General features: G+C 46.3%; 9 protein-coding genes. 1 reads left to right on the top strand and 8 read right to left on the bottom strand.

The window, feature by feature from the left end; genetic code table 11:
- Nucleotides 1-71: 71 nt before the first annotated feature.
- The 7 genes from DY78_RS04360 to pepV all read right to left on the bottom strand — a co-directional run bounded on the left by DY78_RS04360 (nucleotide 72) and on the right by pepV (nucleotide 7163).
- The gene (locus DY78_RS04360; protein WP_024625662.1) at nucleotides 72-758 is read right to left on the bottom strand and encodes a glycerophosphodiester phosphodiesterase; all 687 of its coding nucleotides are present in this window, start codon (nucleotides 756-758) and stop codon (nucleotides 72-74) included.
- A 5-nt stretch (nucleotides 759-763) separates the two neighbouring features.
- Nucleotides 764-2131: an extracellular solute-binding protein gene (locus tag DY78_RS04355; RefSeq protein WP_024625661.1), complete on the bottom strand. Its 1368-nt coding sequence runs from the start codon at nucleotides 2129-2131 to the stop codon at nucleotides 764-766.
- Nucleotides 2128-2958 (bottom strand): carbohydrate ABC transporter permease, encoded by an 831-nt coding sequence (locus tag DY78_RS04350; RefSeq protein WP_033612791.1) that lies wholly within the window; start codon nucleotides 2956-2958, stop codon nucleotides 2128-2130. The genes DY78_RS04355 and DY78_RS04350 overlap by 4 nt, the downstream gene beginning before the upstream one ends.
- 20 nt (nucleotides 2959-2978) lie before the next feature.
- The gene (locus DY78_RS04345) at nucleotides 2979-3935 is read right to left on the bottom strand and encodes a carbohydrate ABC transporter permease (protein ID WP_024625659.1); all 957 of its coding nucleotides are present in this window, start codon (nucleotides 3933-3935) and stop codon (nucleotides 2979-2981) included.
- Nucleotides 3910-5019: an ABC transporter ATP-binding protein gene (locus DY78_RS04340; RefSeq protein ID WP_024625658.1), complete on the bottom strand. Its 1110-nt coding sequence runs from the start codon at nucleotides 5017-5019 to the stop codon at nucleotides 3910-3912. Before DY78_RS04340 ends, DY78_RS04345 begins: the two co-directional genes overlap by 26 nt.
- 210 nt (nucleotides 5020-5229) lie before the next feature.
- Nucleotides 5230-5736 (bottom strand): universal stress protein, encoded by a 507-nt coding sequence (locus DY78_RS04335; RefSeq protein ID WP_024625657.1) that lies wholly within the window; start codon nucleotides 5734-5736, stop codon nucleotides 5230-5232.
- 23 nt (nucleotides 5737-5759) lie between these two features.
- Nucleotides 5760-7163, bottom strand: a complete 1404-nt coding sequence (pepV, locus tag DY78_RS04330; RefSeq protein WP_024625656.1) for a dipeptidase PepV — start codon at nucleotides 7161-7163, stop codon at nucleotides 5760-5762.
- 128 nt (nucleotides 7164-7291) lie between these two features.
- Here pepV and DY78_RS04325 point away from each other — a divergent pair, with 128 nt between their 5' ends.
- Entirely contained in the window at nucleotides 7292-8122 is an 831-nt protein-coding gene (locus DY78_RS04325) for an NAD(P)H-hydrate dehydratase (RefSeq protein WP_024625655.1), read from the top strand.
- Between the two features lie 548 nt (nucleotides 8123-8670).
- On the opposite strand, the gene DY78_RS04320 is transcribed toward DY78_RS04325, so the two are convergent.
- Nucleotides 8671-9678 carry an NAD-dependent epimerase/dehydratase family protein gene (locus DY78_RS04320; protein WP_029779100.1) on the bottom strand — a complete coding sequence of 336 codons (1008 nt, stop codon included), beginning with the start codon at nucleotides 9676-9678 and terminating at the stop codon, nucleotides 8671-8673.
- Nucleotides 9679-9833 lie beyond the last annotated feature (155 nt).

Here is a 9833-nt window from a genome sequence, read left to right as displayed (position 1 = left end):
AAATCCGAAGATTTCACTTCACCAGCTTTAAATTTAGAGACTTATGTCACAGCCTCCTTTTTGACGAATATTTAAATGGCTGCGCGGATATCAGTTGCTAATTCAAAATTATTCGTAATGACAGCATTAACTTGATGGTCAAACAATTGTCGTAATTCATCCGGATCATCCACCGTCCAGACGCGTTGACTGACGCGACTCATCGGTTGGTAATGTTCCAAATGGAGCCCTTCCAGATGTTCACTCGTACAGAACCATTCGGGATTACCGATATGAGCCGACGATAAAAACGCATACTTTTGCGATTCGTCAATGGCGTAGGCCCGTTGCAAGCTACGTAAGTTAAACGATGAGAACACGACCGGATAGACTAAATCAGTTTGCTGGATCATCCGTAATACAATCCGTTCAATCCCCTGATAGTATTGTTTATCCGTTTTGAATTCCAAATTCAAATGGACCGGTTCCCCACTAACCAAATTTAAAAATTCAGCGAGGGTTGGCACGGGTTCCCCGTTGGCTAAACTAAAAGTGCGCAATTCAGCTAAGGAATAATCCGCAATTTTGCCCATACCATCCGTGGTCCGATTGATTTTTTCATCATGCATGATGACCGGCACTTGGTCTTTTGTCAGATGGACATCAAACTCCAAACCGTCAATGCCTTGACTAATCGCATACGCAAAGCCGGCCAATGAATTTTCTGGAAATTTCACCGGCACCCCGCGATGACCATAAATTAATGATTTTGTTGTCATTTAACTCAACTCTTTCCCTTTGTCCAACCGTTGGCTAAGTTGTTGGCAGCTAACGTTTTATTATAAGCATCTTCAGCCACTTTCAAAGATTTATAAACATCCTTACCAGCATAAATCTGTTGCATGGCATTTTCAACTAAGGACCGGGCCGCCACGACCCCATCAACAAAAATACCCGAGTTGGTATAGTTGGCTTGGGCGCTCCGTAATTGGTCGCCAGGGACTTTCAACATTGGTAATTTGGCATAACTCTTTTGTAACACGGATTCTTTTTGCGAATCGCGGTTAATTGCCAAGTACCCCGTAGCTTTTTCCCATTTAGCTTGGTTTTTGGCATTAACAAGGAACTTCGTGAATTCCCAAGCCCCTTGTTGAACGGCTTCCGACTTATCGTTAGCAATCCATAATGAGGCGCCCCCAACTGAGATACCGTTAGCTTTTTGACCATCAGGACGAGGGTAATAAGTCACCCCTAAGTTCTTGCCTAACCCCTTAGCTAACGCACTCATATCCGCCGACGTTTGCATGTAAATACCAAGTTTGTTCGATAAGAAGGCTGCCATTTCATTCTTGTGGGAGCCAAAGTTCATGAAATCGCCGTTTTTGACCCGGTCTTGGACCCAAGTCATCGACTTAATTGCCGTTGGCCCGGTGAAGTTAACTTTCGTTGAGATTCCCGTATGGCCATCGTGTTTATTTGCAAATTCTTCATTGGCATTGGACAAGAATTGTTCAAACAACCAAGAATAAGCTTCGACACTGATCCCCTTCACTTGATGATGGGAACGTTCGTATAGTTGCGTGGAAACCCGCGTAATATCACTATATGTTGGGTTAACGGGTGGTGGCGTAATGTTGTACTTCTTCAACAAGCCCGCATTGTAATACAACGTCGTTTGCGACGTATTGAATGGCATCGCTAATAACGTATTATTTCGCGTAGCCACCCCCCGCGCCACTGACGCAATTTGGCTAATGTCGTAGTTTTCTTTATCAATAAATTTCTGTACGGGTACGGTGTAGCCACTGTGGTACATCTGACTCGTTGAGATATCCATTGATTGGAATAACGCTGGTGAAGCCGCCGTACCGTGAGTATTCATGATCTTTTGAATCACCGCGTTATAGCTCCCTTGGAACTGTGGCACCACTTCATACTTCGTTTGCTTTTTGTTGAATTCATCAATAAACCCGTTCAATTGCTTTTGACCGGGTCCTTTCATTTCGTGCCAGAAGACCACTTTGGTGCGGCCATTACTAGCGGCTTGCACTTGCGAACGAGAATAACCGAAAATTCCAATGGCTAAAATCACCACTAAAACCCCCGTACAAATTTGCCAGTAGCGTTTAAAAAATGCCCCGATATTTTTCATTTGACTGAGCCCTCATTTAATCCAGATTTGAAGTAATGTTGGCCGAAGAACAACACGATTAAGGTTGGGATGACGACAATTGCGGCACTCGCTTGGACCATGCCCCAATCATTGAAAGTTTCTTCCGACTGTAATTGCCGTAATCCATCTTGGACTGGTCGTAAATGGTCGCTAAACGTGGTTAACATTGGCCATAAATACTGATTCCAACTCCCTAAGAAACTATAAGCCGCTAAGGTAAACAGACTGATCTTAGAGTACGGTAACGTCACTTGCCAATAAAATTGCCAATGCGACAGCCCATCGACGTCTGCGGCTTCTTTCAAGTCTTTCGGAATTTGTTTAAAGGTTTGGCGTAACATGAAAATTCCAAAGGCCGACGTTAAGAATGGAATCACCATCACGGAGTAGTGATTCAATAACCCTAACATTTTAACCGTCGTAAAGTTTGGAATCACTTCGGCTTCAAACGGCAGCATCATCGTGCCTAACACGATGTAGAATAGTAAATTGCGGTATTTGAAGTCTAAGAAAACAAACGCATACGCGCCCAATGAACAGAAAAACAAATGCGCAAACATGACTAAGGTTGAAATCACGAGACTATTTAATAAATAGCGCAAGATCTTAGTTTGGGTAAAGGCGGTCACGTAGTTATGTAAAGTCAGATGACCACCCCACAGTGAGCCTTTGGCAATATCCATTGATGGTAAGAAACTCGTCCACAAACCTAGGACGAACGGAAAAATAACGATAAACGCTAAAATAATCAGCGCAACATATTTGAAAAAATTGCCAATGCGCCGTTTGGTCGTGGCTTGATTCATCACGGTCGTATCCATTTGCATTAGTAATTCACCCGCTTTGCTAATAACTTGAATTGAATGAACGTAATAATCGCAATAATAATCGCTAAAATAATGGCTTCAGTGCTAGCTTGCGCATAATTACCATTCATAAAGGCATCCTTGTAGACCCGATAAACTAACAAGTTCGTCGCATTCGTCGGCCCACCCGCAGTCATCAGATCAATCAACCCGAAACTCTTAAATCCAGAAATTAAGGTGATTACCGCCACAAAAAACATGGTTGGTGAGATCATCGGTAGCGTAATATGCCAAAATTGATAACGTGGTGAAGCGCCAGCGACATCGGCCGCATCGTATAAACTCTTCGGTACCGATTGTAATGCGCCAAAGAATAACAAGAACGTAAATCCGAGGTGCATCCAAACGGTCGTGGCAATTACGGCTACCATCGCCCAGCTTGGCGTCGTTAACCACATGATGGGTTTAGCGCCAAAGCTCTTAATCACTTGATTTAAAATCCCGATTGATGGATTGAACATGAACAACCAGAAAACCGCCGAAACCGAGACGGAAACGCCCATCGTTGCCGTAAACACGGTCCGGAAAAAGCCGATTCCGCGTAATTTTTGATTGGCCATGGCCGCTAGCAACAACCCGAACACAATCGTAAAGACCGAAACACCAATCACGTAAGTTCCCGTGGCCTTCAAGCTGGCCATGTAAGAAGCAGATTTCAGCAATGTCGTGTAATTTTTCAACCCAACAAAGACGGTCGGATTACCAAACGTATCGGTCAAAAATAGACTCAAGTAAAACGTCCGAATCATTGGAAAGAAGACGAAAACTGTCAGTAATAAAATTGATGGTCCCAAAAATAACCACGCATAATACTTATCGTTTTTCTTCAGTTCAAAGCTGGTCACTTTCGCCGTGAGCTTTTCTTCAGCCTGTGGTTGCTTCGGTGTTGGTTTAGTTGGTGACAGCGAGTCGATCATCTTGCATCCCCCTTTGTTCCGCAATCAAAGCTTCATCAGCACCAAAAACGAAGGCCGGGCCTAATGCCGACACTTCAATCCGTTGTTGCAAGTCGACACTAACTTGACCGGTCTTAACGATGCGAACTTCCACGTCATTATCCAGCATCGCTTCAATAATGGTTTGGTCTCCTAAAGCTTCCACATTGATGACCGTCGCATTACCACCGTTGTCCATTACTGGAACTAAGTCCATTTGATTTGGTCGAATGCCTACCGTATATGTACCGGCATTCAAAGCTTCATCTAAATGCACGTGCAAGGCGGCATCAACAATCAATTCGTCCGCGGCCCCTTGACCAGCTGTCCGCGCAGATAGTAAGTTGATTTGGGGCGTCCCGAAGAATTGCGCCACGAAATGGTTGGCGGGATGATTATAAATACCTAATGGCGAATCGATTTGTTGCACGTGTTGGTCGTGTAAGACCATTACGTGGTCGGCCATCGTCATCGCTTCCGTTTGATCATGCGTGACATAAATCAACGTTAAACCTAATTTCCGTTGCAATTCACGAATTTCTGAACGCATCCGTACCCGCAATTGCGCATCCAAGTTCGACAACGGTTCGTCCATCAAACAAATCTTAGAATCACTCGCAATCGCTCGGGCCAAGGCGACCCGTTGTCGTTGACCACCAGAAAGTTCCCGCGGCTTACGGTCACGGTATTCGGTCAAGTTAACCATTGCTAACGCATCGTCCACCCGCTTCGTAATTTCAGCCGGCGCCATTTTACGCGCTTTTAATCCAAAAGCCACATTATCAGCCACATTTAAAAATGGATATAATGCATAACTTTGGAATACCATTGATAAATTCCGGTCCTTAGGTGAGACCCCATTCATCACCTGACCGTTAATTTTCAAGACGCCATCTGAAATTGGGATGATTCCAGCAATCATTCGTAACAATGTACTTTTTCCACAACCTGATGGTCCAACGATGACAAACAATTCGCCATCTTGAATTTCAGCATTAACTTCACTCAAGACCGGCTTTTCGTGTTGGTCATAAGTCTTAGTGATGCCCTTCAATTCAATTCCCATATGTCCTACTCCCTTATGTGTCAATTTATTCGTGATTTTTACAAATTAATCACTACTTAAATAATGCCAGATTAACGTTTCAGAATTGTCGTGTTGATGTAAAAATAACGTATGGGTTATGTAATAAGTGTGTAAGCATCGTGCTGTTTTCAGAAAACAAAAAAAAAGACCCGGGCTAGCAATCACTTGCTAACCCGAGTCTGGCCAACTTTAAACTGTCGGCGTCATTCGTTTAGGTAAATCAATTAATTGATTGTGTAAATCAGTCCGTACCACTAACACATCACACGGCGCGTGTCGAATGACGTAAGCCGCATTGGAACCAATTAAGAAACGGCTAACCGCGTTCAGTCCCGTTGCGCCAACCACGATTAAATCAGTCCCCAGCTGTTGGGGCATGGTCGTCGCCAACAACGTCTTCGAGTTACCGGTCTGCAAGTGGACTTGCACATCCGGTACGCCCGCGGCCACCGCCGTTTGCCGAGCGGTCGCCAAGTTGGCCTTTAATTTAGTCGTTAATTCATCCAAAATTTGTGGGGTGGCGGCGCCGAATCCCATTGGTCCTTGCGTAATTCCAACAAACTTTTCGGTATTAATTACCGTGACAATGTCTAAAGTCGCTTGATTCTCACTAGCAATCGCCACGGCTTTTTGCAAAGCTAATTTTGATTGCGCGGAAGTATCAATGCCGACGAGCACTTTTTGATATAAATGCATAACGCGAACCCCCTTTGGAAAACTTACTTATCGGTTGCTAAAACGGCAATCGATTCGCCATAAATGGCCATCGCTGCCATCAAGTCATCAACTGGTTGGAATTCATTAGCTTGATGCATCGTGTCTTCTGTGTGTGGGAATAAAGCCCCGAACGCCACGCCACGTTTCATCATCCGGCCATAAGTCCCGCCACCGACAATTTCTGGTTGTGAGTCGGTGTCACCAGTTTGACGACGATAAACGTCCATCAAATCTTTCACAATTGGGTCTTCAGGGTCCACATAATGCGGTACCATGAAGCTCCCTTGTTCGACCGTCGCGCCGGCTGGTAATTGTGGCGTAACCTTGTTAGTTAAGTCGGCCGGTTCAATGCCTTTTGGATAACGGAAGTTTAAGGTCAAATCGCCACCATTTTGATGGTCGAAATGTAATAAACCAACGTTCATCGTCAAGTCACCCATCACGTCATCGGTGAAGGCTAAACCTAATTGATGCACGCGTGAATCATCATGCAACTTCGTAGCGATGAAGTCGATGAACCCGGCTGCATCACCGGCAAAATCATAGTTATTTAAGAAAGTTGCCAAGTAAGTCCCAGCGTTAATCCCGTTCTTCGGTTCCATCCCATGCGCGGCTTTCCCGATAACTTCTAAGCGGACGCCTTCAGCAACAGTGGTGGCTTCACCAGTCACAGGTTGGTCGGCTAAATAAGCCTTGAAATCGGCAGCCAATTTTTCGTTATCGGCAGCGGCCACGATTGCTACCGCTTCCCGTGGGACCATGTTTTCCCGTAAACCAGAATCAAAGGAAATGAGTTGGTCGGCGCCGGTATCACTATTGTTGAAATGCACGCGTAAGCTGACGTTCCCTTTTTCCCCATTAATTAATGGGAATTCGGCATCTGGTGAGAAACCTAAAGTTGGCGCTGGTTCAACTTCAAAATACCGTTTCATCCCAGTCCAGTTGCTTTCTTCGTCCGTCCCGACGATAAAACGAACTTTTTTGTTCAATTTCAAACCAAGGTCTTTGACCATCTTCAAGCCATAGTATGCCGCCATCCCGGGACCTTTATCGTCGGAAGCACCGCGGGCGTATAACTTACCATCTTTAATGGTTGGTTCGAATGGATCAGTGTCCCAACCGTTCCCAGCAGGCATTTCATCGACGTGCGCTAACACGGCTAAGGTTTCATCGCCTTCACCATATTCGGCATAACCCACTAAGTTGTCGATATTTTTAGTTTTGAAGCCATCGCGTTCCGCAATCGCTAAGAACGTCGTTAGGGCTTCTTTGGGGCCGGGACCTAATGGCGCGTCCGCCGTTGCCTTGCTGTCATCACGAAAACTTGGTACTCGTAACATGGTTGTTAAATCAGCTAAATAGTCGTCTTGACGTTTAGCTGCTTCTGCTTGCCAATCAATTGTCATTAAATGTAGCCTCCCACTTATTGTTACCTTAATTTTATCATAGCTGCGCGCAAGTTAATAATCGAAAGCAACCGCTATCAAACAAACATGGTATACTCGAGTTAAACTTTCAGAAAGTAGGCCTGCACATGCAACCCATTACCACCGAATTAGTCAATCAAACGATTATCAAACGGCCGGCCGACTCTTACAAAGGGACATATGGCCGCATCCTCTTAATTGGCGGCAATCCGCACTTTGGCGGGGCCATCATCATGGCCGCCACGGCTGCCACCTATAGCGGAGCCGGGCTCGTGACCGTCGCTACCGATGCCAGCAACTTTACAAGCTTACACGCCCAATTACCCGAAGCAATGGTCTTAGACTACCACGATACCGACTATTTGTCAGAACTACTAACTGACATGGATGTCATCGTTATCGGCCCGGGTTTAGGGACTGACGATGACGCTCAAGCCATCTTATTGACCGTTTTACAAAACGTCCAACCTCAACAACGCTTAGTGATTGATGGTTCCGCCATCACCTTAATGGCCAGCGGCTCATTTGACTTTCCGGCCGCCGAAATCGTCGTTACGCCGCATCAGATGGAGTGGCAACGTCTCAGCGGCTTAACCATCGCCGACCAGACGCCGACCGCTAATCACTTGGCCCAACAAGACTTAGGCGTGATTGCCGTCGTTAAAGCGCATCACACGACGGTCTACACCGATGACCAAGTCTGGTTCAATCCCGGTGGTACGCCGGCGATGGCCACGGGCGGCATGGGTGACACGCTGGCCGGCATGGTCGGTGGCTTTGCCGCCCAATTTCCCGACTTCACCAACGCCATTTTGAGCGCCGTCTATTTACACAGCGCAATTGCCGATGACTTAGCCCAAAAGCAATATGTCGTGTTACCGCATCAGATTAGTCGGTTGATTCCAGTGTATATGCATCGTTATCAACAAAAATCATAAGGTCATATACTTGTTCGGACATGAGTCGGCAACGTTACCTGCGAGGAAGTTGGCGTAGTCCGGCAACCGGATTAGCTCACTCCCAGCTGACAAAGTTCAAGCGTGATTCTTATTCGAATAGCCTAAATAGCCGGCAACCAAAAGGTGGCGGCTATTTAGGCTATTTGAATGATTGGACTATTTTTGCCGTTGGTCAGTAGTAATGACAGCGACCAGTACTTTTATTCATTCTTTTTAAAAGCCGGTTATTAATGGCTAATCGTCGAATAAACTGACTGCTTCTAACAAATGTAGCCATCATGCCGCCTATTCAACATTTTCAGAAAATGAGTGACGACTAGCAGTTGGTTGACTGTAATGGAATCGTCCTGAAAGTGGCGTTAACGAGTGTCGTTTGCTCGTTTACACCACGGACGTCTTTTGAGACCTGAATTGTGGGCTCAAAAGCGAGGTTCAAGACGCTTCTCAGGCTTGGACCGGTCCCAGGACGATGGAATTACGGTCAGCCAACTGCGGCAATGATGTACGAATCAATATTTTTTTAAAACTCATTCAAAGTTAGCTAACGCGGCCGTCACCGCCTGGGTCGCCGTGTATTGTGGTTGCCAGCCTAATTGTTGCTGCGCTTTAGTCGTGCGAACATCGTGATTGATGCGCATCATCAAATCGGCGCCGCGAACTTCGGAATTGAACGGGGCCAACAGCTGCAAGCACCAAGTGGGAATCAAATGCTTAGGCAATTGCGGTGCTAACTCCGGGCGAGCTTGGCGAATAATCGTTATCATTTGGGCCATGTCCAGCGGTTGACTGGCAACGGCTAAGTACCGTTGACCAGCAGCAATTGGATTCGCTAAGGCCCGGACGTGTAAGGCAGCGACATCACGAACATCAACAATATTAATCGGTAGCTTCGGGGTTGGTTTCCCGGCCAACAAACGGTCAATAATCCCAAAGCTCCCCGACACGTGCCCATCTAAACTCGGCCCTAACATTGCCCCGGCATTAACCGTCACCAATTGCGGCGCATCGTGATGGTCAGCAACAAACTGCCAAGCCGCTTGTTCAGCCAACAGTTTGGACTTTTCATATAACGACAGTCCGGCCTGATTTGGATCGGTCCAGTCAGCTTCCGTAACCGGGGTCGTTTGATCAAAATGACTAAAGCCGACTGCACCTAAATTGCCAGTCATAACCACCCGTTGCACCCCGGCGGCCGTGGCCGCTCGTAAGATGCGTTCCGTCCCGGCCTGGGCCGTGGCCACGACCGCGCTGGCCACCCGTTCACCATTGACAAACACTGGCGCAGCCACACTCATCACCGCCTGCACATCGGCCATGGCAGCTGACCAGCCAGCATCCTGCGTTAAATTAGCAGCGACAAAACTCAACCGGTCCAAATGTGGGACGCCGGCTTGGGCTAGACTTTGTTTTAATTGGGGCGCCTTGGCTAATGAGCGTAAGGTGGCACGGACGGGATAGTCCGCGGTTAAAAGTGCGTTAATAATATGTTGGGCTAAAAAGCCGTTACCGCCAGTGACTAAAATTAATGGTTTCATTTTGAAATTCCTCACTTATTAGTTGAAATGCAGTGCTTAATTAGTTAATATCAATACGATAAACCCTCGAGGGCAAGCGAAAGTGAGCTGATTTTTTGACTTATGGTAGATTGTAAAATTAATCCGAACGCTGTTCGGACAAAAAAGATCAGCTT

The organism is Lactiplantibacillus fabifermentans DSM 21115 (assembly GCF_000498955.2).
In the GTDB taxonomy this organism is placed as follows: Bacteria; Bacillota; Bacilli; order Lactobacillales; family Lactobacillaceae; genus Lactiplantibacillus; species Lactiplantibacillus fabifermentans.
Note: the sequence above shows the minus strand (reverse complement) of the source record. Positions and strands in the feature narration are given on the sequence as shown.

Coding starts and splice junctions, on each gene's coding strand:
- DY78_RS04360 (WP_024625662.1), bottom strand. CDS start 758: ATGACAACAAAATCATTAATTTATGGTCATCGCGGGGTGCCGGTGAAA.
- DY78_RS04355 (WP_024625661.1), bottom strand. CDS start 2,131: ATGAAAAATATCGGGGCATTTTTTAAACGCTACTGGCAAATTTGTACG.
- DY78_RS04350 (WP_033612791.1), bottom strand. CDS start 2,958: ATGAATCAAGCCACGACCAAACGGCGCATTGGCAATTTTTTCAAATAT.
- DY78_RS04345 (WP_024625659.1), bottom strand. CDS start 3,935: ATGATCGACTCGCTGTCACCAACTAAACCAACACCGAAGCAACCACAG.
- DY78_RS04340 (WP_024625658.1), bottom strand. CDS start 5,019: ATGGGAATTGAATTGAAGGGCATCACTAAGACTTATGACCAACACGAA.
- DY78_RS04335 (WP_024625657.1), bottom strand. CDS start 5,736: ATGCATTTATATCAAAAAGTGCTCGTCGGCATTGATACTTCCGCGCAA.
- pepV (WP_024625656.1), bottom strand. CDS start 7,163: ATGACAATTGATTGGCAAGCAGAAGCAGCTAAACGTCAAGACGACTAT.
- DY78_RS04325 (WP_024625655.1), top strand. CDS start 7,292: ATGCAACCCATTACCACCGAATTAGTCAATCAAACGATTATCAAACGG.
- DY78_RS04320 (WP_029779100.1), bottom strand. CDS start 9,678: ATGAAACCATTAATTTTAGTCACTGGCGGTAACGGCTTTTTAGCCCAA.